This is a genomic window from Coprococcus sp. LG101-27 (genome assembly GCF_027695515.1).
Lineage (GTDB): Bacteria > Bacillota > Clostridia > Lachnospirales > Lachnospiraceae > Allocoprococcus > Allocoprococcus comes.
Window position 1 is genome coordinate 58,501 of sequence record NZ_JAQEUJ010000014.1, and the last position, 25,959, is coordinate 84,459.

General features: G+C 40.0%; 25 protein-coding genes. 22 read left to right on the forward strand and 3 right to left on the reverse strand.

Features of this window, described 5'->3' with window-relative positions; genetic code table 11:
- The first annotated feature begins 55 nt into the window (after positions 1 to 55).
- From PG766_RS17245 to PG766_RS10690, 7 genes are all read left to right on the forward strand, one after another.
- A complete protein-coding gene (locus tag PG766_RS17245) occupies positions 56 to 160 on the forward strand; it encodes a dockerin type I domain-containing protein (protein WP_082424237.1) in 105 nt (34 codons plus the stop codon).
- Positions 161 to 280: 120 nt separating this feature from the next.
- The gene (locus PG766_RS10665; RefSeq protein WP_055248986.1) at positions 281 to 1,255 is read left to right on the forward strand and encodes an alpha/beta fold hydrolase; all 975 of its coding nucleotides are present in this window, start codon (positions 281 to 283) and stop codon (positions 1,253 to 1,255) included.
- Positions 1,256 to 1,353: 98 nt separating this feature from the next.
- The gene (locus tag PG766_RS10670) at positions 1,354 to 1,842 is read left to right on the forward strand and encodes a zinc ribbon domain-containing protein (RefSeq protein WP_182438630.1); all 489 of its coding nucleotides are present in this window, start codon (positions 1,354 to 1,356) and stop codon (positions 1,840 to 1,842) included.
- A 171-nt stretch (positions 1,843 to 2,013) separates the two neighbouring features.
- Positions 2,014 to 2,391, forward strand: a complete 378-nt coding sequence (locus PG766_RS10675) for a sigma factor (protein WP_182438631.1) — start codon at positions 2,014 to 2,016, stop codon at positions 2,389 to 2,391.
- 193 nt (positions 2,392 to 2,584) lie between these two features.
- The gene (locus PG766_RS10680) at positions 2,585 to 2,905 is read left to right on the forward strand and encodes a zinc-ribbon domain-containing protein (protein WP_118199279.1); all 321 of its coding nucleotides are present in this window, start codon (positions 2,585 to 2,587) and stop codon (positions 2,903 to 2,905) included.
- Positions 2,836 to 3,984: a hypothetical protein gene (locus PG766_RS10685; protein WP_118199280.1), complete on the forward strand. Its 1,149-nt coding sequence runs from the start codon at positions 2,836 to 2,838 to the stop codon at positions 3,982 to 3,984. Before PG766_RS10680 ends, PG766_RS10685 begins: the two co-directional genes overlap by 70 nt.
- 264 nt (positions 3,985 to 4,248) lie before the next feature.
- On the forward strand, positions 4,249 to 5,016 hold the full coding sequence (locus tag PG766_RS10690) for a pseudouridine-5'-phosphate glycosidase (protein WP_118199281.1): 768 nt from the start codon (positions 4,249 to 4,251) through the stop codon (positions 5,014 to 5,016).
- A 171-nt stretch (positions 5,017 to 5,187) separates the two neighbouring features.
- On the opposite strand, the gene PG766_RS10695 is transcribed toward PG766_RS10690, so the two are convergent.
- On the reverse strand, positions 5,188 to 5,607 hold the full coding sequence (locus PG766_RS10695) for a DUF4418 family protein (RefSeq protein ID WP_118199282.1): 420 nt from the start codon (positions 5,605 to 5,607) through the stop codon (positions 5,188 to 5,190).
- 207 nt (positions 5,608 to 5,814) lie between these two features.
- On the opposite strand from PG766_RS10695, the gene PG766_RS10700 reads away from it, so the two are divergent.
- The 14 genes from PG766_RS10700 (at position 5,815) to PG766_RS10765 (ending at position 19,675) form a co-directional block, all read left to right on the forward strand.
- Positions 5,815 to 6,831, forward strand: a complete 1,017-nt coding sequence (locus PG766_RS10700; protein WP_118199283.1) for an ABC transporter permease — start codon at positions 5,815 to 5,817, stop codon at positions 6,829 to 6,831.
- 1 nt (position 6,832) lies between these two features.
- Entirely contained in the window at positions 6,833 to 7,621 is a 789-nt protein-coding gene (locus PG766_RS10705; RefSeq protein WP_117823543.1) for an ABC transporter ATP-binding protein, read from the forward strand.
- Between the two features lie 66 nt (positions 7,622 to 7,687).
- Complete coding sequence (locus PG766_RS10710) at positions 7,688 to 8,788, forward strand: ABC transporter substrate-binding protein (protein WP_243002820.1); 1,101 nt, start codon at positions 7,688 to 7,690, stop codon at positions 8,786 to 8,788.
- Between the two features lie 164 nt (positions 8,789 to 8,952).
- Positions 8,953 to 10,167, forward strand: a complete 1,215-nt coding sequence (locus PG766_RS10715; RefSeq protein ID WP_118199284.1) for an ABC transporter permease — start codon at positions 8,953 to 8,955, stop codon at positions 10,165 to 10,167.
- Positions 10,164 to 10,838 (forward strand): ABC transporter ATP-binding protein, encoded by a 675-nt coding sequence (locus tag PG766_RS10720; RefSeq protein ID WP_118199285.1) that lies wholly within the window; start codon positions 10,164 to 10,166, stop codon positions 10,836 to 10,838. Before PG766_RS10715 ends, PG766_RS10720 begins: the two co-directional genes overlap by 4 nt.
- 4 nt (positions 10,839 to 10,842) lie before the next feature.
- The gene (locus tag PG766_RS10725) at positions 10,843 to 12,063 is read left to right on the forward strand and encodes a DUF401 family protein (protein ID WP_117557807.1); all 1,221 of its coding nucleotides are present in this window, start codon (positions 10,843 to 10,845) and stop codon (positions 12,061 to 12,063) included.
- Positions 12,064 to 12,351: 288 nt separating this feature from the next.
- A complete protein-coding gene (locus PG766_RS10730; RefSeq protein ID WP_117823547.1) occupies positions 12,352 to 13,083 on the forward strand; it encodes a GntR family transcriptional regulator in 732 nt (243 codons plus the stop codon).
- Between the two features lie 203 nt (positions 13,084 to 13,286).
- Entirely contained in the window at positions 13,287 to 14,171 is an 885-nt protein-coding gene (locus tag PG766_RS10735; RefSeq protein WP_173700069.1) for a PfkB family carbohydrate kinase, read from the forward strand.
- Positions 14,172 to 14,185: 14 nt separating this feature from the next.
- Positions 14,186 to 15,481, forward strand: a complete 1,296-nt coding sequence (locus PG766_RS10740) for an ABC transporter substrate-binding protein (RefSeq protein ID WP_117823551.1) — start codon at positions 14,186 to 14,188, stop codon at positions 15,479 to 15,481.
- Between the two features lie 38 nt (positions 15,482 to 15,519).
- Entirely contained in the window at positions 15,520 to 16,395 is an 876-nt protein-coding gene (locus PG766_RS10745; RefSeq protein WP_118199286.1) for a carbohydrate ABC transporter permease, read from the forward strand.
- 11 nt (positions 16,396 to 16,406) lie between these two features.
- Positions 16,407 to 17,228 (forward strand): carbohydrate ABC transporter permease, encoded by an 822-nt coding sequence (locus tag PG766_RS10750; RefSeq protein ID WP_117823555.1) that lies wholly within the window; start codon positions 16,407 to 16,409, stop codon positions 17,226 to 17,228.
- 5 nt (positions 17,229 to 17,233) lie between these two features.
- Complete coding sequence (locus tag PG766_RS10755; RefSeq protein ID WP_055297502.1) at positions 17,234 to 18,067, forward strand: sugar phosphate isomerase/epimerase family protein; 834 nt, start codon at positions 17,234 to 17,236, stop codon at positions 18,065 to 18,067.
- Between the two features lie 12 nt (positions 18,068 to 18,079).
- Positions 18,080 to 19,060 (forward strand): sugar isomerase, encoded by a 981-nt coding sequence (locus PG766_RS10760; RefSeq protein ID WP_117823557.1) that lies wholly within the window; start codon positions 18,080 to 18,082, stop codon positions 19,058 to 19,060.
- A gap of 63 nt (positions 19,061 to 19,123) precedes the next feature.
- Positions 19,124 to 19,675 (forward strand): YesL family protein, encoded by a 552-nt coding sequence (locus PG766_RS10765; RefSeq protein ID WP_173700067.1) that lies wholly within the window; start codon positions 19,124 to 19,126, stop codon positions 19,673 to 19,675.
- Positions 19,676 to 19,756: 81 nt separating this feature from the next.
- Here PG766_RS10765 and PG766_RS10770 read toward each other — a convergent pair whose 3' ends face one another.
- Together PG766_RS10770 and PG766_RS10775 are read right to left on the reverse strand one after the other, a co-directional pair.
- Entirely contained in the window at positions 19,757 to 21,937 is a 2,181-nt protein-coding gene (locus PG766_RS10770; RefSeq protein ID WP_270590790.1) for a YhgE/Pip domain-containing protein, read from the reverse strand.
- The gene (locus PG766_RS10775; RefSeq protein ID WP_118199287.1) at positions 21,934 to 24,474 is read right to left on the reverse strand and encodes a YhgE/Pip domain-containing protein; all 2,541 of its coding nucleotides are present in this window, start codon (positions 24,472 to 24,474) and stop codon (positions 21,934 to 21,936) included. Before PG766_RS10775 ends, PG766_RS10770 begins: the two co-directional genes overlap by 4 nt.
- Positions 24,475 to 24,678: 204 nt before the next feature.
- On the opposite strand from PG766_RS10775, the gene PG766_RS10780 reads away from it, so the two are divergent.
- Positions 24,679 to 25,902 carry a PucR family transcriptional regulator gene (locus PG766_RS10780; RefSeq protein WP_118199288.1) on the forward strand — a complete coding sequence of 408 codons (1,224 nt, stop codon included), beginning with the start codon at positions 24,679 to 24,681 and terminating at the stop codon, positions 25,900 to 25,902.
- Positions 25,903 to 25,959: the final 57 nt, after the last annotated feature.

Below are 25,959 nucleotides of genomic sequence, written 5' to 3' on the forward strand. Positions count from 1 at the left end.
GGTCTTTCTTTCTGTTATAATTAACTTGTGATGCATATGATATTTAAGCCAAAGGATATTCGAAAGTCATGCAGCGGATATCAATGGAGATGGAAACGTAACGATTACAGATTTAATGCGATTGTTGAATTATGTAAGTGGAAAAAGCGCAACTTTATAATTTTGAACAACTTTAAAGAACTGTATACAGAAATCCTATAGCAGAGAGTTCCCCTCTCTGCTATAATCATATCAGAAAATAAAAAGTACGAACCAAAATCTATCGGGGAGGTTATCACACATGCAGACACCTATTTTACAGGAAAGTAACTACAAAGAAGAAATGCAGACCATCGTAGAACCGTATCTTGTATCTATCGGAACGGAATTCTATCTGGAAAGACATGCAGGGCAGAAGATCCACTGTATGCATTATGTTCCGGAGAACCCACATGCGGTTGTGATGTTGTCACATGGATTTATTGAAAACGCGGAAAAATATAAGGAGATCGCCTATTATTTTGCAAAAGAAGGTTTTAGCGTATATCTTCCGGAGCACTGTGGACATGGCTTCAGCTATCGTCTGACAGAAGATGAATCCCTGGTGCATCTGGACAGCTTTGAACGTTATGTAGAGGACTTTATCTTTGTAACCAAGAAGGCAAAAGAGGACAATCCGGGGATGAAGATTTATCTGTACGGACATTCTATGGGAGGCGGAATTGCGGCAGCAGTTGCGGCAAGAGCACCGGAAATGTTTGAGAAGGTAATTCTGTCGTCACCGATGATCCGCCCACTGACCGGAGGGGTGCCGTGGCATGTGGCAAAGGCGATCGCAAAGACATCCTGCAAGGTGGGAAGGAATAAAAAATATGTAGTCGGTCAGAAGCCATACAAGGAGCCAGGAAAATTTGAAGAGAGCTGCTCCCTTTCCCGTCCGAGATTTGAGTATTATGAAGAAAAAAGGACGAAGGAAGCCCATTATCATCTGAACGCACCGTCTTATGGATGGCTCGGAAATGCAATGCGTCTGAACCGGTATCTGGAAAAGACCGGATGGAAGAAGATCGAAGCACCTGTCATGCTCTTTTCGGCAGGCAAGGATAATCTGGTGTCGAATGCAGCGCAGGAACGTTTTGTGCGAAAACTAAACAAGAACAGACCGGAAAGTGCCGAGCTTGTGAAGTTCCCGGAGTCCAAGCATGAGATATTCAATGCGGAAAATACGATTGCGGAAGAATATTGGAAGAAAGTGTTTGATTTTTTTGAATCATGATTTTTAAAGATTGTAAAGAAGCTGTAAATTATACAAATTGCTTATTGATAAATGCAAGAAAAGTGGTAAGATAAAATTTACAGAAAGGAATGAGACAAATGGGATTTTTTGATAATCTGAAAAGTAGCCTGGCAGAAACCGGTCAGGATTTATCACAGAAGGCAAAGGATACAACAGAGATTTTCCGCCTGACAAATTTAAATAAGACAAAAGAAAAAGAAATTGAAAAAGTCATTTATCAGATAGGCAGTACATATTATGCCAATTACCGGAACGAATGCGTGGAAAAGATGCCGGAGCTTGCCGCACAGATCAAATCCCTGCAGGATGAGATCGCGGCCAACAAAGAGATAATTGAAAAATTATCGACAGAAGAGATCTGCCCGCAGTGTGGAAAGAAAGTGAACCCTGGAAGTAAATTCTGTATTTACTGTGGAGCGGCACTGGAAGCACCGACAGAACAACCGGAGGAAAAGGCAGAAGTGAAAGTGTGCAAGGCCTGTGGAAAGCCGCTGGAAGAGGGGGCTGTATTCTGTACAAACTGTGGAACAAAAATAGAAGATGATAAGGCAACTGAGGAAAACTAGAAGGCAAAGCATCGAGTGATGAAACGCAGGTCAGAATATGAAAAAATGAAAGAGTATATGCAAAAAGCCGGATAGGAGTTATTCTATCCGGTCTTTTATGTATATGACAAGCCAGTCACAGAGTTGTGCTTATACAGGAACGACCGGTTGATGCATTGGAGGACAGAAAACATGTATTGCACCAGATGTGGGAAAGAAATCAGGAGTGATCAGAAGTTCTGCGGAAAATGTGGAGCGAAGAATGTCAATTATCAAGAAAAAAATGATCTGAAAGAGATGATAGAAAAAGCTGCCGCCGGAGAAGAGAACGCTCTGGAGAAAATTTACAATCTGACTTATGTGCAAGGGTTTGCAATCGCACTTCAGATGGTGAAAAATGAGCAGGATGCAATGGATATCATGCAGGATGCCTATATTTCTGCATTCCGTAATCTGAAGCAGATTGAGGATCCAAAGCGGTTGAAAAGCTGGTTCAACTGCATTGTGGCAAACAAATGTAAAGACTGGCTGAAAAAGAAGTCACAAAAAAGAAATATGAAAAGAAATTAAAGAAATTGTTTGGAAACAGAAAGCCGGAAGCACTGGGCAATGAAGCTGTTTCATACCATGAGATCATCAACCAGATCAGTCATTATTAAAAAAATAAAAATTTTTTCTTGTTTTTAAAACCAAACTAGATTTTGACTCATCTTAATAATATAAACGAGAAAAATATAGCATACAGAAAGGATGTAAAAGAGATATGAGGTGCAAAAATTGTGGAACTGAGAATCCAGATGGTTCAAGATTCTGTGCAACATGCGGAAAACCACTGGAACAGGAAGAACCTGCTAAAAATGTAGCAGAACAGAAAGAAGAGGCTGTCCAGAATGCAGAAGAGCAGAAAGAAGAGGTCGCCCGGAATACAGAAGAGACGCTAACAAGTACAGCAGAAACAAAATCACTCACACATAAAAAATCAAGAGGACTGAACAAGTTCCTGATCGGTCTGGCATGTGCGGTTGTCGTTGTAGTGATCGCAGCAGGGTTTTTGATATCGCGTGCAAGAGAACAATCGATCTGAACAAGTATGTTACCTTTGAAACAACAGGATATAACGGATATGGAAATGTATATCCGCAGATCGACTGGGAGAAGATTCAGAAAAAATATGATTCCAGACTGAAGTTTACAAAAGAATTTGAAGAACAGTATGGAAAAAATACAGATTCCATATCACCGGTAGCGGGACTGCAGTCCTATGTCAGTGTGGAAATGAAATCAGACAGCAATCTTTCCAACAAAGACAAAGTCAAATACAGCTGGAACGTCAATAAAGATTATGCAAAATATGTGAAATGCAATCTGAAATATAAAAATAAAACCTATAAAGTAAAAGGGCTGGAAGAGGTTAAGACATTTGATGCATTCAAAGACCTGCAGGTATCATTTAACGGAATAAGTCCGGGAGGAGCCGTTTCATTTGATTATACAGGATCTGATCTTACATCTGCCGATTTTCAGACAGATGCATCAAATGGAACATTGGCAAACGGAGACAAGATTAAAGTATATCTGGATAAATCTATGGCAGACAGCTATGCCGCCAACATAGGAAAGCTGCCGGAAAAATGGGAAAAAGAATATACCGTAAAAGGACTGTGGTATTATGTCACATCAGCCAGTGACATCGATGATGATACAATGCAGCAAATGAAGGACCGGGCGGAACAGGAATACAATGATCATGTGGAGAGCAGCTGGGTAGATTCCGAATCTTTGGAGAGCCTTACTTATATGGGAGATTATCTGCTGGAGCCTGTTGTGGGCAATGGAAATGAACTGTATCTTATTTATCATGTAAAAGTACGGGATCAGTACAGTAATGATGATGGATCTTATGACAAGGTGAATGATGTTTACTGGTATATGCATTATGGAACAATTCTTGCAGACGGGGAAGGAAATACAGATATTGATCTGTCTGACTATGGAACACCTGGCAATTTCTTTAAGATCAAGACTGATGCAAAGACAGACGGTATTTCCAGCATGGTATGGAAATATTATGGATACCCGACACTGGATGATCTGTACGCAGATGTTGTGGGCGATAATGCCGATTACTCTTTGGTGGAGGATGCGGTAGACAATACAAAATAGAAGCCTTTGGCGGAAAAGAAGGTGGACTATGAAATGGGACGAATGGTTGAAAAAGATCATTAAAGAGATAACGTCAGATTATACGATTTCAGAAGAAACCTCAAAAAGCTTTTTTGAAGAGCTGATGCAATTGTTGAAATAATACAGGAACCGGGTAGAAATGCAAATTTTTATCCGGTTTTTTAATTTGAGCTGTAAAAGTATGATATGATGAGAAAAAGTACGGGATTGATATCCAGAAGGAGAAAGGTGGAATAACAACAGATGGAATATTTAGTAGAATCAGCATTATTGACACATGGATTAAAATCGGTATCAAATGAAACAATAAAAAAAGAATGGCAAGATCCGGGAAAAAAGATCACCTGGATTGATCATGGGGAAATTAGGATCGGGGATATCGATGAGTTTCTTGAATTTAGAAGCCGGGCATCCGCTTATCCAAGAATTGACTGTGATCTGCTGGAAAAGGCATTAGTGGAAAAGCAATCAGGCGCACTTACCGCTTCCGGGACAATGGCGGTCTGTGTGAAAATGGGAATTCCGGTTGCAATTACCTGTGGAATGGGTGGAATCGGGGACATCAAAGGAGAAGAACTCTGCCCGGATCTTCCGGCTCTTCAGCAGATTCCGGTGATCCTGATCTCGGCAGGACCAAAAGATATGCTGGACCGGAAAGCAACGATCGATTGGCTGATATCGCACGGAGTGAAGGTGATCGGAACAGAAAGAAATTACTGTACCGGCTATGTATTTTGTGGAGAAAAAGTTGAACTGCAGGGAAAGGCAGAAAACGGTACAGAAACGGTAAAGCCACCAATGCTCATCATCAATGAAATCCCGGAAGAAAGGCGGATAGAAGACAGGGAGATTTTGAGAGAAGCAATTGCCGAGGGAAAGAGAGCGGAGAAAGAAGGACGCTATTTCCATCCTGCGGCAAATGGAAAGATTGATGACTGTACTGATGGATATTCTTCATTGATTCAGCTGCGGGGACTGATTGCAAATATGAAAGTGGCAGAAACACTTTAAAGAGCGAAAAAAGAAGCTGGGATCTGGCTGATAACAGAAAAGCCTGAATATAGGCAGTTGTGTTATCGGTCAGACTCCGGCTTCTTTGCGTACACAGAAAGTTTTGACTCCTGATTATAGATTACAGGAAAGGTAATCAGATATTCTGTTTGAAATGTTGTTGCGTGAATCCTAATTCGCCTGTGGCATCTGTGATTTATGTACAAAGAGACTGATTCCGGCACCGATGATTGCCAGAACAGCACCAATTCTTCCCCAAAGAGCAGTTTTGTGGCACATCATACCTGCCTTGGCACAAATACCAATGCCAATTGAAGTATTGCTAAGAAGCAGGATCAGAACAGCAGTGATAATGATGACAACCGGTAATTTAAAATCGTGTGTTCCGAAGAAAAGAAGAACGGATTCTGCAAGCAGGAGCAGACCGAAAAGAAACAGTGCAATTCCATAATAATGACACCGCATCATGCATTCTCCTCCGTTTGTAAGTTCCATGGTTCCTTTGCATACCGGGGCAAAGATCTTATCTGCTGCAAGAATAAGAATTGCTGCAAGACAGGAAACTGCTCCGGATAATTTTTGTGAATTCATAATTCATATCTCCTTTAAAAATTTATTGTATTTAGTATAACATACTTATGGTTAATAAGTTTACTTTTACCAGATAAAAACTATAGAAAATTGTAATAAATCAAATTGTATATAAGAAATAACAATTTTACATTTGTGCAAAATGCTGATATAGTTAAAAAGCATTTAAAGGAAATGGTAAAAATTTACAAAGGAGTCAAATGAAAAATGGAGAGTAAAAGACAGCTTACGAGAGAAGAGTTGCTAGAAATGGAAAGTGCTCCGAAGACGAAGATGCAACATATGTTGGATGTGGTAATTTGTTTTTGTCCGTATTTTGCAGCGATAATTATGTTTTTAATATATTATCTGATGCCGGATGCCGTTCAGAATTTTAATCCGCATGTGTTTACTATTGTCGTCTGCTTTTTTTTGGCATTATATCTGATCATGGTAGTGAGAGGATTACTGAATAAAAGTTATTTTGCAAAAGTACGTCATAAAGCACCGCTTTACTCTGTGATCATACTGGTAATTATGCTGTATGATTTTCTGACGGTTAAGACAGGTATTTTAAAACAGCCGTTCTTCCCATGTGTGAATACGATTTTGTGTGCGATCATTGATGACCGGGCACTGTTATTGAAAAGTACATTGTACTCACTGCGATTATTATTCACGGGATATTTTATTGGAGCGATCCTTGGACTGATCACAGGTGTTGCCTGTGGATACAGCAAAAGGATTAACTACTGGGTTTCACCGATCATTAAGATGCTTGGACCGATCCCTTCCACAACATGGATTCCGATCATCATGGTTCTGGTATCCTCACTGTTTAAAGGAAGTGTATTTATCATCGCTCTTGGTGTATGGTTTGCACTTACGATCGCATCGTCAACCGGTATCCAGAATGTAGACAAGGCATATCTGGAAGCGGCCAGAACATTAGGTGCCAAAGGTCACCAGCTGGTATTCCGGGTGGCAATCCCACATGCAATGCCAAACATTCTTCAGGGGATGACACAGGGAATGAGTTCTGCCTGTACAGCACTTCTGGTTGCTGAGATGATGGGAGCCGAGGCAGGTCTTGGATGGTATATCCAGTGGCAGAAATCATGGGCGATCTATTCTAAAATGTATGCAGCTATCGTTTTAATTTGTCTTATTTTCACAGCAGTTACCTTTATACTGAATGTGATCAAGAGAATAGTGCTTCGCTGGCAGGAAGGAGTTGTGAAATAAGATGGCATCAGTGGATGAGAAGCAGGGACACGGGCGTGTCCTGGAGTTTGACAAAGTAACAAAGAGTTTTGCAAAGACAGACAGTAACGAGATCACACATGCGCTGGCAGAGGTGAATCTGACGATCCAGCCGGGTGAGTTTGTCAGTATTGTTGGAACAAGTGGATGTGGAAAATCAACGATTTTGCGATTGATCGCAGGACTGATCAGACCGACTACCGGTGAGATCAGACTTGGCGGAAAACCGATTGTTGGAGCCGGACCGGATCGTGGAATGGTATTCCAGAAAGCAACATTGTTTCCGTGGCTTACGGTAGAGAAGAATGTATCCTTCAGCTTGCGTATGCAGAAAAAGCAGGATAAAGAACTGGTAGAGCATATGCTGAAAATGGTAGGACTTGAAGATTTCCGAAAAGACTATCCACATCAGCTCTCCGGAGGTATGGCGCAGAGAGTGGCGCTGGTAAGATCGCTGATCAATCATCCGGATATTCTGCTTCTGGACGAGCCTCTTGGCGCACTGGACGCATTTACCAGAATGAATATGCAGGATGAGATCCTGAATATTTGGAGAGAACAGAAACAAACGGTCGTCATGGTTACACATGATGTAGAAGAAGCAATTTATATGGGAACAAGAGTGCTGGTTATGGAGCCAAGACCGGGACGTGTAAAGGCAGATATACCGATTGAACTGGCTGAACCAAAGCAGAGAGACAGCGAAGAGTTCCAGGCATATCGGAACAGGATTCTGAAGATGCTTGATCTGAAGCATCATACAGATCATTAAATGGATATTTATTAAAAGATAAATATAAAAGCAACAAAGTAAAAACACGAAGAGGAGAAAAGAATTATGAAAAAAAGATTGTTTGCAACGTTACTTGCATGCGCAATGACCGTATCACTGGTTGCATGTGGCGGTTCATCAAGCTCAGCAGAAAAGAAGGAAGACACAAGTGATTCCAAAAAACAGGAAGCTTCTACAGAGAAAGAAGTGACTGATATCACAAAAATGTCAGATGATGAAATTAAAGAAGCAATGAAAAAAGAGCCGGCATGGGGAACAACCATCACAGCCGAATATGATGGTGGTGACTGTACATCAGGACCTAGCATGGCAAAAGCACTCGGATACTATGATAATTGGGGATTAGATGTTCAGATCGCAGCTGGTACTGAAATCACAGAAGCACTTGGAACTGGAAAAGCTCAGTTTGGAGTACACCATATTGCACATATGTTAGTTCCGATCACAAACGGAATGGACATCGTATTTACAGGAAGTGCGCAGACAGGATGCAAATCATTATATGTACTTGCTGATTCAGGAATCGAATCAACAAAAGACCTGGAAGGCACAACTGTTGGTATGGATAGCCCGATCGGTGGATCTTCACACAACATGATCATCCGTTTCTTCCTTGCAGATGGATTGAAACAGGATGCAGCAACATGTGTACAGGTTGAATCAAGTGCAGCAATCCAGTCTCTTCAGTCAGGTGACATCAAAGCTTGCCTTCTGAGTGACCGTTTTGCAAAGAAATTCGTAGATGACGGAACATTAAAAGTTCTTCGTTCTATCACATGGGATGATGATTTCAAAGATGAAACATGCTGCGTAATGGCTATGAGCGGAAAATTCGTAAAAGAAAATCCGGTAATCTCTCAGGTACTTACAAAATGTGTAATGGATGCATATATGTACATTGCAGAAAACAAAGACGAAGCTGCACAGATCATGCTTGATGAGGGTATGGTATCTGGTGACATCGAGCTTACAAAATACATGCTTGATCAGCAGAACTGGGCAGTATCCAATGCAGATACAAAGGAAACAATTAAAGCTGTTGCAAAGGACTACATTGAGGCAGGAATCATTACCTCTGACTGGACTGTAGATAAAGTCGTAGAGACAGCATGGCAGCCACTTGCTGAAAAAGTAAGCACAAAATAATCAGACACATAAATGAATGAGGTGGAGGAGCTTTGAACTCTGGGATGAGTGGAAGCTCCTCTTTTGTCTTATATATTAGGAAAGTGCCAAGGCACATTCCTTATTTTAATTGGAAAATTACGGGGGTTTTCCGAACAAAATGTTAAAAAAGGAAGGAAAGAAAAATGGAACAGAAAATGTTGACTGTACCTGGACTTGCAGTCAGAAATCTGCGGCATCGAAGAGTCAGGACGATGTTTCTGGCAGCACTGGTGCTGATTTTATCGGCAGCGCTGTTTACCAGTAGAGTATTGACAGAAAGTATGAAAACTTGTATTGATAAGACAGTAGATCGGATTGGGGCGGATGTGATCGTAGCACCGGGAGAATATGAATCAGATTTAAGCGATTCTCTGTTTTCGGGAGGGTTGTGCAGTTTCTATTTTGAAAAGTCTTTGATGGATCAGGTGAAAAAGACGGATGGAATTGACAAAATTTCTCCGCAGCTCTACATTGCATCACTGGATGCGGCATGCTGTTCAGTTCCGGTACAGATTGTTGCTTTTGAACCGGAAAGTGATTTTATTGTACAGCCGTGGATGTCTGGAAGCAATGTGAGTGAATTGAAAAAGGGTCAGACTGTTGTTGGAAGCAGGATTACGGCAAAAGCGGGAGATAAAATTTCTTTCTTTGGACAGGAATACGAGGTTGCAGGAAAACTCGAAGAAACAGGAACCAGTTATGATAACTGCGCATTCATGAATTTTGAGACGGCATATACATTATTTGACAGTTTTCAGATCAAGTATGTGACGGATCTTACAGAACCGCAGAAATATGTTTCCCTTCTGACGATCCGGACGAAAGACGGAGCAGATCCGAAAGAAGTGGCGAACACAATCAACACAAAGATGAGAGATTCCGGACTGAAAGCTTATACGGCAAAAGCAATGTCCGGAAAAGTTTCAGATACACTGGAACAGATGCGGTCTTACAGCGCGCTTCTGATCGGACTGTTGTTTTTAATGGCAGTCCTGGCACTGATCTGCATTTTTAACATTACTGTGAATGAACGTTTGAAGGAGTTTGGGGTACTACTTTCTATTGGTGCACGAAAAAGCCAGATTTTCCAGATGCTTCTTCTGGAAGCAGGAATGATCGGTGTGCTTGGAGGATTTCTTGGAGTGGTGTTCTCCGGAGGCGGAATCCTGTTATTTAAAGACGTGATCATGGAAAGTATGAATATGCCGTATCTGAATGTAAATGTTTCCCAATATGTGATTCTTGCATTGCAGAGTCTGGGGCTTGCTGTTGGTGTTAGCCTTCTTGCTACCTTATATGCGGCAGTCAGAGCGAATCGTATGGAACTATATAAACTGATCCAGGAGGTGGAATCATGATTGTAAAGACAGAAAATCTGAGTCGGGAATTTGTACGTGGAAAGAATCAGTTTTATGCAGTAGACCACGTGAATCTGGAAGTGGAAGAAAAAGAACTGGTTGCGATCATGGGACAGTCGGGAAGTGGAAAATCCACCCTCTTCCATATGCTGACCGGGATCCTGAAACCGACAGAAGGAAAGATCACAGTACTGGATCATGAGATTGAAAAAATGAATGACAGACAGTTATCGGTTCTGCGGGGAGGCGACCTTGGGTATATCATGCAGGGACAAAATCTTCTCCAGAATCTGACGGTCATGGAAAATATCCTGCTGCCACTTTCGCTGGGGAAAAACCGGAAACCGGATAAAGAAAGGATCACGTATCTGACGGAGCTTCTTGGAATCCAGAATATGCTTTCCGAATATCCGGCAAATCTGTCCGGCGGAGAGCAAAGACGTGTGGCGATCGCAAGGACATTTGCGCAGAACCCGAAACTGGTAGTCGCAGATGAACCGACAAGCAGTCTGGATATGGAAAATTCAGAGATCATTATGAAATATTTTCAAAAAATGGCAAAAGAAGGAACGACAATCCTGGTCAGTACCCACGACAGAGAATTTGCAAATTATGCGGATCGGTGTCTGTGGATGAAAAAAGGGAAATTAGAAAAAAGAGAATTGGAGTAAAGAGATGCAGACCGAATTTATAAAGCTTGCAGTGATTTTTATTGTCATTATGGTGATGGTCCTGGCAAAATTAAAACTGCGTGATGCGATGATCGTTGCCATTTTGCTGACTGTGATCCTGTTTGGAATTCCGCTTGGGGATGCAGCAAAATTGATGATACAGTCGGTTTATGAAAAGGATACGCTGCTGGTGGTCGGAAGCTTTATTCTTGTAACCTTTTTGCAGCGGATTATGGAGAACCGGAAACTTCTGGAAAGAGCGGAGATGGCACTGCAGAGGCTTAGCGGAGACAGGCGTATGGTGTGTGTAATTGCGCCGGTGATCATTGGATTCCTTCCGTCTGCAGGAGCTGTCAATATCTGTGGGGCGATCGTAGATAAGGCGACAGGAAAAGATCTGGATGTGGAAGAAAAGACGTTTGTGACCAGTTACTACCGCCATATTTCAGAAAGCTTTTCGCCGACTTATAATGCAATTCTGCTGGCACTTTCCATTACAGCGGTATCAACCGGGCAATTTGTACTTTTTATGGCGCCGATGGTTGTGGTGCTTCTGGTACTGGGATATGTATTTTATCTGCGGAAGCTTTCGAAAGGATATGAAGCAAGTGAGGATGAAATGATAGACAAAAAAGAAGAATTCAAACAGCTTCTATACTGTTTCTGGCCACTGGTGCTTTGTATTGTGCTTGTGATCGCACTGAATCTTTCTGTGATCAAGGTACTGCCGTTTATTATTGTGCTTTCGATTATTGTATATCGGTTAAGTCTGAAGGAAGTGCTGGATTTTGCAAAGACATCGGTAGAGTGGAGAATCATCTTCAATACGATCATTCTGATGATGTTCAAGAACATTCTTACCTATACAGGGGCAATCGGAAAACTTCCGGATTTGTTTGCAGGATCTGCAATTCCACAGTTTGCGGCATTTGGAATCATTATGTTTCTTGGAACGATTATCAGTGGAGCAAATTCTATGATTGTGCTATTGATTCCGTTGGCATTTGCAAGCATACCGCATGCAGGAGCCGGACTTCTGGTGTACCTGATGGCACTTTCTTATGCGGCAATGCAGATTTCGCCGACGCACATCTGCCTTGCGATCATTACGGAATATTTCCGGGTATCCTGGGGGCAGCTGATGAAGAAGACAATCCCGGTTATTGTGGTGTTTGTAGTGATCTTGACAGGATATTATGTATTGCTGAGTGGATTTGGAATATAAAAAATATGCTATATTTTTTTGGATTGTTTTGATCGTAGCAGGAACTACTGCCTGTGGTGGAAAGGATACGGTGTCTAAAAAAGATCGTATAAAGGATATAGAAGTATATGATGATAACAATGAACCGGTAACGCTACAGGAAACTGAAATTATAATGATAATATGTTATAAGACGTGTCTTTGTATAAAAAGAGCATATATTCCATTATTCCTTGCAAATACATAACTTTAGTTGTATTATGATAATATCAAAATAGATACATGTATAATACAAGCTAGGGGGATATAATGACTAAAATTCAATCACAATCAAATTCTATACCATTATATTTACAGGTGAAAAATAAAATCAAACAGGAAATAAGATCTGGAATATTAAAAGCGGGGGACAAACTTGATTCAGAGGCAGAAATGCAAAAAGAATATGGTATGAGCCGGGTAACTGTTCGTAACGCGATGGCAGAATTAGAGAGAGAAGGATATATTATCAAGGTGCAAGGAAAAGGAAGCTTTGTTGCACAGTCAGATATGTTAAGACTGCCTGTTGGAGTAACCAGTTTTACTGGAGATGCAAAGATGCAAGGGGCAGATTTAAAATCCAAGATTTTAAAAGTTGGCTTGGAACCGGTAAAAACGGAAATGGATAAAGAATTTTTTGGAATTAATGATGGAGAAAACATTTTAATTGTTAAAAGATTACGGTGTGTGAATAATGTTCCGCTTTTAATCGAGGAGAATCACTTATCTGCAGAATTAGATGGGTTAATGAATGAGGACTTAACCGGATCGCTTTATGCGATTCTGCAGGAAAAATATCATATGATTCCGTCAATTAAGGGAAGGAGAAGTGTAAAAATTATATTTGCAACGGAAGAAATAGCACAATTGTTGAAGCTTTCGGTTGGAACTCCGGTTATAGAATCGGAAGTATGTGTGTTTGATATTAATGGAGGACCAATTCATACGGTCAAAGATATTGTCAGAGGAGATAATGATAATATTTTGAAATGGTATGTATAAAAGAATAACAGTAAACTAGAAGATATCTAAAAAAGGTATCTTCTTTTTTTACAAAAATATTTAAAGTTATTTGTACAAAATACCTAAAAATAATAAAAATCAGAAAATATATTGACAATAATTAACAACAATAGTATTCTTGTAGCAAGACGAGTTAATACAAGTTAAAAAAACAGGAACAAGATAATACGAGGAGGCACATGATGGAGAGCGTAAGTATCATAGGAATTGGCATAGCTACTATGGATATTTATTGTTATAAAAATAAGATGTATCCAGGCGGAAATGAATATAACATTGCATACAATGCAAAAAAACAAGGAGCAAAGGCTGCATTTATGGGAGTTTTTGCAAATGATAAGGTTGGAGAAATATTAGAGGAAACTTTGCAAAAAGAGCAGATAGATACCAGCCATTCACATCATGAAGAAGGATCCAGTGGATATGCGTTAGTAGATTTGAAAGATGGAGACAGAGTATTTATTGATTGGAATAAGAAAGGTGTAACGGATTTATATCCATTTGAATTTACAAAGGAAGAAATTGAATATATTAAAGAATTTGATATCGCATGTATCAGTTGGGGAGCCAGAGTTAATCATGAAAAGATAAAGAAACTGGCTAAGTATGGAGTTAAGATTTGTTATGATTTTTATGATAATTTTACTTTAGATGATATCCGTGAAATTGGATCTAATATAAAATATGCGTTTTTATCATGTGGGCAGCTGTCTGAAGAAGAAACAAAAGAAACTTTAAAAGAAGTAATAAGCACCGGATGTGAGATAGCAGTAGGAACAAGAGGAGCAGATAAGACAATAGCTTATGATGGAAAAGAATTTTATATGCAACCGGTGAAAAAAGTAAAAGCAATAGATACGATGGGAGCAGGCGATTCCTATATTAGCGCATTTCTAATGAATTATTTACAGATGAAGGCTGACGAGTCGATGAAATCTGAAAATAATATAAAACAGGCACTTGAAAAAGCAGCAGAATATGCAGCAACGATAGTGGTAAAAGAGGGAGCTTTGGGAATCGGATACGACGTCAATCCGAAAAAGCTGTCAGAGATTATTAACATTTAAGGAGGTAATTGGTTATGAAAAGAAAAGCAATAGCAATGTTAATGATTGCATCAATGACGGTAGCGTTATTTGCCGGTTGTGGTAGCAAATCAGATGAATCGGATAGTGGAAAAGTTAAATTAACTTTTCTTGATAAACATCCGGAAGACGAATATAAAGGATATTTTGAAGAAGCAATCGCAGATTTTGAAAAAGAAAATCCAGATATTGAAATTGAATATGAAAATATCAGTGATCAGGCAATGAAAGAAAAGTTGAGTGTTCTGGCAGCGGGGGGAGATCTTCCGGATATCTTCTTTTGTTGGGGCGGTGAATGCTTAAATCGATTTTCAAGATCAGGTAAAATTTTAGATCTTACCTCTTACATGGATGAAGACGCGGAATGGAAAGACAGTTTTCTTCCGGCATTTCTTAGCAGTAGTGTATATGAAGGAAAAAACTATGCTGTACCTTACAGGAGCTCTGTATTATATATGCTTTATAATAAGCAGGTATTTGCAGATAATAATTTAGATGTTCCTACTACATGGGATGAATTTATTGATGTATGCGATACTTTGAAAAATAAAGAGATTACACCAATTGCATTTGGTAATTCAGACAAATGGTATACCATGTGGTATGTTGGTCAGTTTAATGCAAATTTTGTAAATAAGGATGTTCGAACCGCGGATTATAACCCAAGTAGTGGTGCGTTTACCGATGAAGGATATGTAAAAGCTGTCCAGACATTTTTGGATTTGAATGATGCCGGATATCTTGGCAAAAATGTAAATTCAAAAGATTATTATCAGGTAAGAGAAGAATTTGCTGCAGGTAAGCAGGCGATGATCCTGGATGCGACAAGCCAGTTTTCATTCTATACGGGTGCAATGGGGGAAGACGGATATGGTTATTTTAAGATTCCGATTCCGGATGGCGCAACAGGAGATGAGGCGTCAACAATTGTAACAGGTGGATCAGAAAATTATGCAATTTCTGCTGAAACAAAACATCCGGATGAAGCAGTTAAATTCCTTAAATTTTTAACAAAGAAAGCACAGGCTGAAAAACAGACCAAAGAGACAGGACTTCCGAATGCAATTATTGGAGGTATTACAGAAGATAATTCAGATGCTGTAATTGCAGCGGCTTATAAAACATCAGAAGACTATAATGCGATTGCCGAATGGCTTGATCAGTGTGTTGATGGAAATGTTTCTAATACCTATATGGCAAGCTTACAGGAAGCTTTAGATGGAAAGTTGGCAGAAGATGTCATGGCAGATGTGCAAAAAGCAGCAAAAGAAGTTGCTGATGCAAATAAATAGAGGGGCATAATATTGCTCCTCTGAAAGGAAGATTAAATATGCGGAAAGATAACAAAAGAACAATTGCATTATATATGTTTCCTGCGATTTTAATGATTGTTGTACTTTTATATTTACCAATTTTTATCAATTTGTATGAAAGCTTCTTTAGTTGGGGAGCAATGAGTTCCAGTCATAAATTTGTAGGAATTGGCAATTATATAAAAATGTTCAAAGACGAAGTGTTTTATACAGCACTGAAAAATAATATGATTTTCATGATTATGTCAGTTATTTTTCAGATAGGTCTTTCTTTAATTATTGCCAATACGCTTGAATCCAAGTTTATGCGAAAAACACAGAACATTTTTCAGTCAATTTATTTCATTCCTTCATTGCTTATGGTGACGGTAGTGGGTATTGCATTTAAGATGATTTGCAGTCCATCTATCGGAATTATGAATCCTCTGTTAGAGCTGATCGGAATAAATACAGAAAATATTGATTTGCTTGGAAATGCAGGAAGTGCGACTTTTTCTATTGCCGCAATGTCACAATGGCAATATATAGGTTATACAGTAGTTCTTTTTGTGGTTGCAATTCAGAATATACCGGCTGATTTATATGAAGCAGCAGATATAGATGGCGCGAGTGCGTTAAAGAAGTTTTTCTATATTACACTTCCGGAGATTAAAGATACAATATTGATCAATATGATTATTATGATTACAGGATCTATCCGGGAATATGATGAAGTTTTTGTAACAACAAATGGTGGACCGGGATATGCCTCAGAAACTTTAGCGACTTATTTGTATAAAGTTGGATTTAGAAACGACCAGATGGGATACGCCTCTGCAATAGCATTCTTTATCTTTATTGTGACATTCGCAATCGGGTTATTGCAGATGAAAGGATATAAATTAGACGAATAGGAGGTGGGAAGATGAAAAAGAAAATCGTTCATATTATTACATATATTTTATTTATTTTGTTTGCGTTGATTATCATCTTTCCACTTATATGGATGGTAATTACAGGATTTAAAACAAATCAGGAATTATTTTTATCACCATTTTCACTGCCGGAGACATGGCATTGGGAAAACTATGTAAATGCGTGGAATAAAGGGATTGGAGTATATTTATCCAATAGCGTGATTATTACAGTAGCAGCAACTGCTTTATCAACATTTTTAAGTTGTCTTGCAGCATATCCTTTATCAAGATTAAAATTTAAAACAAAAAAGTTATGGGTTTATTTAATATTAGGAGGATTAATGCTGGCACCACAATCTTCATTAATCTCTTTGTTTAAGATGGTCAAAATTGCGGGATTGTATGATACGAGAATTAGTTTGATTTTGATTGATGCAGCATTTAGAATTCCATTTGCTACATTTTTGATTATGACATTTTATAAAAGTATTAGTTATAGCCTGGATGAATCTGCATATATAGATGGAGCAACTACATGGCAGATATTTGTAAAAATTATGTTGCCACTTAGTAAACCGATTATTGCTTCGTGTTCCATTGTAAGCTTCAGAGCAGTATGGAATGAATTGATGTTTGCTAATGTATTGTTACAGAGTACAGATAAAAAAACAGTACCGGTTGGTCTGATGAATTTTCAGGGAATGACAACAACAAACTGGACACTTGTGATTTCAAGCATGGTTATAGCATCACTTCCTCTGATTATCGCATTTCTGTTGCTTCAAAAGCAATTTGTAAGAGGATTGACGGCAGGTAGTGTGAAAGGATAAGAGTCATGAAAAATTTAAAGAGATCTCAAATTTTAACGTCGAACTATCCGTATTACAAATATTCCCTGAACTATGCATTGGATTCTTTACATAGGATGGGAGCGGAACAAATTGAATTTTATGCATGTTTTCCGCATTTTCATATGGATGATATTACATACAGAGATATTAAAAGTTTGAAGAAAAAACTGAAAGACTTCGGATTAAAAGCAATGTGTGTAACACCGGAACAATGTTTGTATCCTGTAAATATTGCAGCGTTTGATATTGCGGCAAGAAATCGAAGCATTAACGTCTTCAAAAAAACAATTGAAACAGCAGCTGAACTGGAAGCAGATACAATCGTTACTTTATGCGGATATGGGACAATTGATGAGAAGGATGAAGATGTATGGAAACGTTCTGTTGATTCAATGAGAATACTTGGTGATATGGCAGAAGCATATAACATTGAAATGGTATTGGAAACTTCACCGCGCGAATATACAACAACTCATACTGCAAAAGAAGCAGTACGAATGATTGAGGAAATAGGGTCACCTGCGGTGAAAGGCATGATAGATACGGCAACTCTGGGGTTTTCAAAAGAAACAATGAAACAGGCAGTTCAAGATTTGGGAAAGTATCTAAGGCATGTGCATGTTGCGGATGGAATCCCTAATGGGCATTTGATTCTTGGAGAAGGAGAATTGGATATCAGGGGAATGTTGCATGAGTTGGATGAGGTAAATTACCAGGGAATGTTAAGTCTGGAAATCTTAAATGATAAGTATATGAGAACACCACATGAAGCAATGCAAATATCTTTTGAAATGTTAAAAAAATATATAGATCAATAGGAGGAAAAGAAAATGGAAATCAGAGAGCTTATTGAAAAAATTGTCAAAGAAATGGAAGAAAAAGGTGGTCTTAAAAATGTTGTATGGGTTGCGGCTGGCGGCTCAAATGATGGACATTATGCAGCGCAGTATTTTATGGACAGGGAATCTACAGCAGTACGTTCGCAGATGATCACAAGCAGTGAATTTGAATTTGCAGCACCGAAATGTATAGGAGAAAATACGATTGCAGTTATCACATCTATGAGGGGAACGAAGGAAACAATAGAGGCTGCAAAAGTCGCAAAAGAACTTGGAGCTGTTACAATCAGCCAATATGTTGATGAATCAGGGCTTACAGAAGTTTGCGATTATAATGTTCAGTATGGAAGTATCTGGGAAGACGATGAGGATCAGGGAAGAACGAATGCGGGAAATGCACTGCGAATTGCAATGGCAATTGTAGATGTTACAGAAGGATATAAAAATTATACAGATGCAATGGATGCTTTTGAAAAAATTCAGCCGGCTTATGTGAGAGCAAGAGAATATTGCAGACCGTTAGCAAAGAAATGGGCAGATCAGGTTAAAGATGAAAAAACAATTACAGTAATCGCAAGTGGACCAGCTTATGGTTCTGGTCATATTTTTTCAACTTGTAATATTCTCGAAATGTTACAGATTCAATCTCCAACATTTAACAGTTGTGATTTTTTCCATGGACCATTTGAAATTACAGATAAAAATGGAGCATTTTTCCTCCTTGTTGCAGATGGAAGAACCAGAAAAGCTGATGAGCGTGCAATTACATTTTTAAAGAAATATGCAGGTGAAAAAGTATATATTCTGGATGCAAAAGAGCTTGGTCTTGATAATCTAAAAGATTCAGTTTCAGAATATTTTAATCATCTTTTGTTTACACCTATTTTGAATAATGTTTATATGAAAGCATTGTCAGAAGCAACAGGAATAGATTACACAACTCGTCGATATATGTGGAAGGTAGAATATTAAACAAATAATATGACAGATAATAGAATCATTCGTATACTCACGACATTATGTGATTTCCTTATTTTGAATATTTTGTGGTTGGTATGTTCAGTACCTGTTATTACAGCAGGGGCATCCACAACCGCATTATATTCTGTAATGTTTAAAATTATAAAGAAGGAAGAAGGGTATATTATAAAAAGCTTTTTAAAAGCATTTCGTCAAAATTTTAAGCAAAGTACAATTATCTGGCTTCTGTTAATTGGGACAGGATATATTGTTGGATATGACTGGTATATAGCAGTAACATATATCAAGTTGAATCGACAGATAATAAATATTCTGGTAGCAGGAATCATCATATTTTTATTATGGGGATGGATATTTGTATTTCCGTTGATAGCTTGTTTTGAAAATACAATAAAGAATATGATAAAAAATGCTTTTTTAATACCAATATCACAACTGCCGTATGCAGTAATTATTATATTATTTGATATTGTGTGTATTGGAGGAACACTTTATAATTACAGAACTCTTTTTTATGGAAGTATATTCTGGAGTAGTATAGGCGGAAGCCTTCTGGTATATGTGAATTCTATTTTTATGAGTAAAATATTTGAACCATATAGGTAATAAAACTCTCTTATGAAAGATCGTTAAATCATTCATAAGAGAGTTTTTTAATGTAAATGTAAAAGACAAGTACTTCTATTTTTACATAATCTTCGTCTCTTCCAGCTTCTCTGAGAACGCCTCATTCACCTTAATGATCGGCTTCCTAAGCACCAGTCCCATGATCAGGAATACAACAAGGAAGATACAAAGCTTTCCAAGATCGATCCAGTAATCCATACCATACAGTCCACCAACTGCTTCGCGCAGTGCTGCCATACTGTGAGTAAATGGAAACAGTGAATACACCGCTTTGAAGAATCTCGGTGCGACTTCGATCGGGAAAGTTCCGCCGGTTCCGGCTACCTGCATAACCAGAAGCACAACACTGATCGCTTTTCCGATATCGCCGAAGGAGACAGTCAGCGTGTAAATGATGTTGACATATACGATGCTGGATATCCATCCGGCAAGGAGGAAGAGGAACGGGTGCCTGCACTGGATGCCAAGGTAGAACAGATCACCGAGGCAGATAAGGGTGCTTTGCAAAAGCCCGAGAATCAGGAAGATAAGGTATCTTCCAAGATAAATCTGATGGAGCTTCAGATGTTTAAGCCCGGTGGTGCCGTTTTCGGATACAGTGACCTTGAGCATGGCAACCAGGACAATTCCGCCGATCCAGATGGAAAGTGTAGAGTAGAATGGGGCCATGGAAGAACCGTAATTTTCAATCGGGTACACTTTGTTGGTTTTCAGCTCTACCGGTGCAGCGAGGAAGGAGCTGATGCTGTTCTTATCGCCGGAAATCAGGTCTTCCAGTTCGGAAAAGTCTCCGGTTGCCTCCATCTGGCTTAACCTGGAAGTTGTATCGGTAATCTTTTTGGATGCTGTCTCCAACAGATCAGAAGAGGTCTCCAGAGCCTTCTGGATTTGTGACAGATCAGAACCTGCGGAGGAGGCAAGGGTATAAATTCCATCTGCACTTGCACCAAGCTGGGAGAGCAGATCGGACAGATCATTTTTGGTAGAACCAAGGGAGCCAGACAGCTGTTTTAGAGAACCGGATACATTGGTTTCATAGTCAGATTTGACAGCAGTAATTCCTGAAATGCTGGAACTGATCAGATCATCTAGCTCTTTTTTGGAGGTCGTTACGCTGCCGGCTGTATCGCGAAGAGAAGATGCTGCGTTTGTGAGTTTATCACGAAGTTCTCCCTGAACAGCTATGGAGTCATCCCACTTTGCAAGGATTGGTGCGGTAAGATCAGACAGCTCCGGGTGTGCATCTGCAATCTGTGCAATGCTGTCACGGATTCCCTGGTAAGACTGTACGATCGCATTGACACGGTCGCTAAGAAGGTCAAGGGTGCTGGCAACAGAAGAAGCATCCTGTGACTGCGACTGGAATGCCTGATCGATCGTCTGTGACATCTGCTCGTAAAAGCTTTTGGTAGAGGTCAGCGCAGTATTGATTCCGTCTGTAGCTCCGTCCAGAGTCTCCTGAATCCCGGAGAAGGACTGCTGTGTACCGGAAAGAGTATCTGCATTTGCAGAAGCCTGTTCTTTCGTTACTTTTAAGAACCCGGCAGTTGTGTCCAGGAGCTGCTGCGCAGAATCGGTCATCTGTGAGAAGGAATGCAGAGTCGTCGAAGAAGCAGACAGATCAGAACCGATTTTATTCAGGTTTGTGATCAGTGTACCTGCAAGCTCATCCGAATCCCTGGAGTCTGCGGTATTTGCAACAGTCTGAAGTGCAGTCAGCACCGTATCGGAAATGGTTTCGATAAATACTTCGTTGACCTGTGTCTGGACTGCGGTTGCTCCTTTGTCTGTTACCTTCGGTGCAATGGCATTTTCTTTTGCATTGGAGTAATAGGTAATTTCTGGTTTCTTAATATCACTGGAAAATACACTCATCAGGTTCGTACTGAAATCTTCCGGGATTACGATCGCTGCGTAATATTCTCCGGATTTTACACCCTTCATTGCTTTACTTTTGGTTGTAAATACCCAGTTGAGCTGTGTATTCTCCCGAAGAGCAGACAATACCTGATCGCCAAGATTCAGCTGGAGCGGGATCAGGTTTCCGATATAGCCTTCGTCTACGCTTGCCACGGCGACCTTCAGATTCCCGGTATTCCCATAGGGATCCCAGCTTGCCGCAATGTTGTACCATGCATAAAGGCAGGGAACCACTGTGACGCCAAGAACGACGATCAGAGCAATGACATTTGTTCTTATTTTCCGGATATCTCTTGTGAAGATGGTCCATATATTTCTCATTTGTCTTTTCCCTCCTTTACTTTTTTAAAAAATTCTTCCTCAGACAGATGGATATAGGAAAGCTGTCTGGAGGTCTTGTCGTGAATATATTCCACACAGATCAGATAGACGGCGAGCACGATCAGGGAAATGATCCACAGTGTCAGGTATATGATCTTGGATTCCAGACTGAACATCAGAAGAAGAAAGATCAGTGGAATTACAAGGATCAGGATAAAACCGGTACGGATCAGCTTTGGATACCGTTTTTCGAAGCGGTTGGCATGTCGGATAAAATCAGCCCGTCCGTATTCATCCTGCATCATGGTTTTCATCATCAGTGTAAGCTGTGGGCGGGAGAGCTCACCGGTTGCAGTCTCTCCCAGCATCAGATCTGTCTCGGCAAGACGTTTGTCGAACAGATGGTTCAGATTCATCAGAAGTGGTCTCAGTAGCAGTCCGATGAAGAATGCAAGGAGAAGGAAAAGCAGCAGGGTCAGCAGATCCTTTGCGTAGTTATTTTTGTAAAATCCGGCAATACACTCACGCATAGCGTCAATTCCGTAAGAGAACGGCAGAAGCGGATGCAGTCTCTGGAAAAAGACCGGTGTCATCTCGATCGGATAGGTTCCGGAAGAACCAGGGATCTGCAGGATGACCAGGACAACGGCAAGTGCTTTTCCGATGTGCTTGAAGGTCAGCGCCATTGCATAGATCAGATTGACATACACAAAGGAGCAGAGCATACCAGCGCACACAAATGCAACCGGGTGGACACACTGTACTTTCAGAAGCAGCAGATCGCCCATGCACACAATGAATCCCTGGATCAATCCGACCACGACAAAGAGCATCCAACGTCCGAAATAAGCAGTTGTCGGAGTAAAACGGGAAATGGTTTCGTCTTTGTCTACTTCCTGTTTCAGGATGGATACCAGGATCAGTCCGCCAACCCAGAGTGCCAGATTAGTGTAAAACGGAGTCATTCCGGAACCGTAATTTTCCACATCATAAAATATCTTTGAATTGATCGAAACCGGTGAGGACATAAAATCAGAAATGGAATCTGAGTCGATGCCTTCCAGTGAGATCAGATGCTGGTAGGTTTCGGAGCTCTGCAGAGCTTTTAGATCAGCGGTAATATTTTCCAGAGCAGTATCTACGCTTTCAAGAGTTCCTCCGGTCTGACCAAGTGCGTCTGCACTTTCGTTTAAACTGCTCTTTAACTGGGTAAGGATCACCTTTAACTGTGTGATCGTCGGATTTACCCCGGTTAAAGTAGAAGAAAGGCTTCCGCTCAATGTGGCAAGCCTGTCAAGTGACTGGTTCAGCTGTGGCAGAAGCGACTGGTTCAGACTGTTTCGGTAATTCTGCAGAGACTGTCGGTTCTGGGCAGTGAGTGTCTCAAGAGAACTTCTGGTATTACTTGCTGTAGTCAGTGCATTTCCTATGCTGGAATTGCTGTTCCCAAGAGAATCAATGAGTTCCTGAAGAGAATCATTCTGTGCCTGGAGTTCTGCAATTTTTTCGCTGACGATACTGGACAGGGAAGAATCACTTCCGATCTGCTGCTGAAGGGCGGCAAGCTTTTCCAGAATTTCTGCTTTTTTCTTATTTAAAGAGCTGGCAGAAGAAATACTGTCTCCGATCGCAGTGTTGACCTGTGTGGCTTTTGTCTCAAAAGTTCCGAGCTTTAAGGCTGCGGAGGTGTAGACATTGGTTAAAAGCGTCTCGCCATCTGACAGGCTGGTAGAAAATTCTGTGGAAAAGGTTCCGATTGCTGTCCGACTGGTGGCAAGCAGATCTGATGAATCTGCAAGGGCAGCAGAACCGGAAGAGGCAACAGCATTTACAGAGTCCAGTGTTTTCAGAGTGTCATCGATCAAAGAACCGGAATCTTTTACCGCAGCCTGGAAATCCTTCAGGGCGTTCTGATAGTCAGCAAGATTCTTACGGGTATCGGTAAGCGCCTGCATCAGCGTAGAATTTGTTCCGTCAAGCTTGCCGGTCAGTGTACCGGCCGATTTCTGCACGATCTTCGCAATGGAGTCAGCGGCAACGGACGAAAAGGTGTCATTGATCTGCTGCTGGATCGTGCTTGCGCCGGTAGCGGTGATCTTTGGAGCGATCGCGTTTTTCTTTTCATTAATATAATAGTCGAGCTGCGGCTGTTTTAAATCCCCGGAAAGGATGCTGAGGAGAGACTCGCTGAAATCCTCCGGGATTACAATGGCAGCGTAGTATTTGCCGGAACGGACACCGCTTTTGGCTTTCTTTTCATCAACAAAGGTCCAGCCAAGCTGGTGATTTTTTTTCAGATTCTGTACGATGGTGGCTCCGGCATTCAGATCCATCGAACCGGTGTGTCCACCGGTGTCACAATTTGCAATCGCCACTTTTACATTTTTTGTATTGCCGTAGGGATCCATGTTGGCGGCAATGTTGAACCATGCATAGAGAGAAGGGAGAATGCAGACTCCCACCATGACGAGAGCAGCAGCAGGGCTACGTAAGAGTCTCTTTAAATCTCTCTGAAATATTTGAAGCACTTTCTTCATGTGAACCTCCTGTGTAATGTCGTTAATAGTGCCAGTATTGAGAATAGTATAGCAAAAAGTGTGGAAAAAATCCATGAGAAAAAATGACGTTCGGTCAGAAACGCAATCTGGATAAAGTTAAGCGTAAGATGATATTTGAAAAAACAGTGTTTTATGATATTCTATATTTATCTATAATACAAATAAAAAGGGATGGAATAGAAAGTGTCAATAAAAGTAAAAGAGGTATTAGAGCTGGCACAGTCGAAAGGATGTACATTAGCAGCCGGAGAAGGTGGAATTGATAGGATTGTTCGCTTTGTGGATTGTATGGAAATACCAGATATGAAAGCATGGATGCGCCCAAATGTTTTGTATATTACAACTGGATATGCATATAGTGACACAAAAGAAGAAATAATGAATCTGATAAGAAATTTGTATGAAGCAAAGGCAGCTGCGCTCGCGACAAAATATAGATATATTGGTTGTTTTTTGGATGATGCGATCAAATTGGCTAATGAATTACAGTTCCCAATCATTTTGTGGCCGGAAGATTTGCCTTTCATAGAAATGAATTATCTTGTGATGGAGGCATTGATAAAATCACAGAATAATTTGATGGATAGCATTTATTCTCGAATTGAAAAATATAACCGTCGGGAAATGGATAAAAGATTGTTTATTGATCTTTTGACAGGAAATATCACATGTAATGAAGAAGGAAACTATCGGATCGAAGAACAAAAATGGCCATCACCTCCGTACCAGATCGTTTATATTGAAATTGATGGAATTAAACAAAAATTACATGAATTACAGGAAGAGATTGTTCATGAAAAAATTGAGAAAATCGAAAATATGATAAAAGAATCTTTTGGCGAGGAAAAAGTAATTGTTTTGTCGAATAATGATAATTTTCAATGCATATTAAAACGGACAAAAGAGAAAACTATAACGAAAGAGTATTTCGAGAAGATTCAGAAAAATATTTCGGAAAAGACAGGATATACTGCAGCGATAGGTGTTTCGAAAGTCGAAAATTCCTACCAACGTTTCGGAAAGGCTTATCAGGATGCAAGGGATGCAGTAGAAATTGCAGTGTGCCAGGAATTCAATTCAAAAGTACTTTGTATAGAAGATGCAGGCTTTTGGAGAATCATGAAAGAAATCAGTAAGCATGAGATGTGTCAGGAGTTTATGGAGGACAAGTTGAATGCGTTTATTGAATATGATCAAAAAAATGAAAGTGAACTTTTAGAAACGCTGGAAGTTCTCGTGAATAATTTAGGGGCAAGAAATGTAACAGCAAATGCACTTCATTTGCATCGAAATACTTTGATATACAGAATTAAAAAAATTGAAAACCAGACAGGATATGATTTGTCAGATCCGAATAGTATTCTTGAGATAGCGCTTGCGCTTCGAATAAAGAAATTTTTGAAATAAAAGATGCCTTTTCGGGCAATGTCATTAAGTTAAGGAAAAATAATTAGATTCTTATAT

Bases quoted from the DNA above. Each gene is read 5' to 3' on its own strand.
- PG766_RS10725 (WP_117557807.1), top strand. From the start codon at position 10,843: ATGCAGACCGAATTTATAAAGCTTGCAGTGATTTTTATTGTCATTATG.
- PG766_RS10735 (WP_173700069.1), top strand. From the start codon at position 13,287: ATGGAGAGCGTAAGTATCATAGGAATTGGCATAGCTACTATGGATATT.
- PG766_RS10705 (WP_117823543.1), top strand. From the start codon at position 6,833: ATGGCATCAGTGGATGAGAAGCAGGGACACGGGCGTGTCCTGGAGTTT.
- PG766_RS10760 (WP_117823557.1), top strand. From the start codon at position 18,080: ATGGAAATCAGAGAGCTTATTGAAAAAATTGTCAAAGAAATGGAAGAA.
- PG766_RS10720 (WP_118199285.1), top strand. From the start codon at position 10,164: ATGATTGTAAAGACAGAAAATCTGAGTCGGGAATTTGTACGTGGAAAG.
- PG766_RS10770 (WP_270590790.1), bottom strand. From the start codon at position 21,937: ATGAGAAATATATGGACCATCTTCACAAGAGATATCCGGAAAATAAGA.
- PG766_RS10680 (WP_118199279.1), top strand. From the start codon at position 2,585: ATGAGGTGCAAAAATTGTGGAACTGAGAATCCAGATGGTTCAAGATTC.
- PG766_RS10710 (WP_243002820.1), top strand. From the start codon at position 7,688: ATGAAAAAAAGATTGTTTGCAACGTTACTTGCATGCGCAATGACCGTA.
- PG766_RS10715 (WP_118199284.1), top strand. From the start codon at position 8,953: ATGGAACAGAAAATGTTGACTGTACCTGGACTTGCAGTCAGAAATCTG.
- PG766_RS10755 (WP_055297502.1), top strand. From the start codon at position 17,234: ATGAAAAATTTAAAGAGATCTCAAATTTTAACGTCGAACTATCCGTAT.
- PG766_RS10745 (WP_118199286.1), top strand. From the start codon at position 15,520: ATGCGGAAAGATAACAAAAGAACAATTGCATTATATATGTTTCCTGCG.
- PG766_RS10665 (WP_055248986.1), top strand. From the start codon at position 281: ATGCAGACACCTATTTTACAGGAAAGTAACTACAAAGAAGAAATGCAG.
- PG766_RS10775 (WP_118199287.1), bottom strand. From the start codon at position 24,474: ATGAAGAAAGTGCTTCAAATATTTCAGAGAGATTTAAAGAGACTCTTA.
- PG766_RS10695 (WP_118199282.1), bottom strand. From the start codon at position 5,607: ATGAATTCACAAAAATTATCCGGAGCAGTTTCCTGTCTTGCAGCAATT.
- PG766_RS10670 (WP_182438630.1), top strand. From the start codon at position 1,354: ATGGGATTTTTTGATAATCTGAAAAGTAGCCTGGCAGAAACCGGTCAG.
- PG766_RS10675 (WP_182438631.1), top strand. From the start codon at position 2,014: ATGTATTGCACCAGATGTGGGAAAGAAATCAGGAGTGATCAGAAGTTC.
- PG766_RS10685 (WP_118199280.1), top strand. From the start codon at position 2,836: ATGTGCGGTTGTCGTTGTAGTGATCGCAGCAGGGTTTTTGATATCGCG.
- PG766_RS10730 (WP_117823547.1), top strand. From the start codon at position 12,352: ATGACTAAAATTCAATCACAATCAAATTCTATACCATTATATTTACAG.
- PG766_RS10690 (WP_118199281.1), top strand. From the start codon at position 4,249: ATGGAATATTTAGTAGAATCAGCATTATTGACACATGGATTAAAATCG.
- PG766_RS10740 (WP_117823551.1), top strand. From the start codon at position 14,186: ATGAAAAGAAAAGCAATAGCAATGTTAATGATTGCATCAATGACGGTA.
- PG766_RS10700 (WP_118199283.1), top strand. From the start codon at position 5,815: ATGGAGAGTAAAAGACAGCTTACGAGAGAAGAGTTGCTAGAAATGGAA.
- PG766_RS10750 (WP_117823555.1), top strand. From the start codon at position 16,407: ATGAAAAAGAAAATCGTTCATATTATTACATATATTTTATTTATTTTG.